The organism is Streptococcus sp. HMSC071D03 (assembly GCF_001812125.1).
GTDB classification, from domain to species: Bacteria; Bacillota; Bacilli; order Lactobacillales; family Streptococcaceae; genus Streptococcus; species Streptococcus pseudopneumoniae_N.
This window is the reverse complement of the sequence record NZ_KV807781.1, coordinates 1-268: the sequence shown is the minus strand read 5'-3', so window position 1 is coordinate 268 and position 268 is coordinate 1. Positions and strand designations below refer to the sequence as shown.

The 268-nt window shown below is 38.4% G+C and carries 1 pseudogene; it reads right to left on the bottom strand.

Annotation, left to right across the window (positions count from 1 at the left end):
• Nucleotides 1-268 (bottom strand): annotated as a pseudogene (locus tag HMPREF2837_RS07780) (IS5/IS1182 family transposase); the annotation flags it as partial.

The following is a 268-nucleotide window of genomic DNA, read 5'->3' as shown; positions in this document are numbered from 1 at the left end:
AAACGGATAATAAAGGACAGGCAACACATACTTTCGGATTACTCTTATACTTCTCGAGTGGTAGTGTGATAGTTTAATACTTGATTCTCTGGACAAATATAAGAGTCATGACTTGCATCATAAACAAAATTACTAGGCCTTAAGTTCCCCTTTACTCCCTTTGGACGAGTATAAGGGAAGACAGGAATGATATTACGTTCTAACAAATAATGGGCAATAGCTGGGGTCTTGTAACCTGAATCCGCAATAATATAGCGTGGGGAGAAAG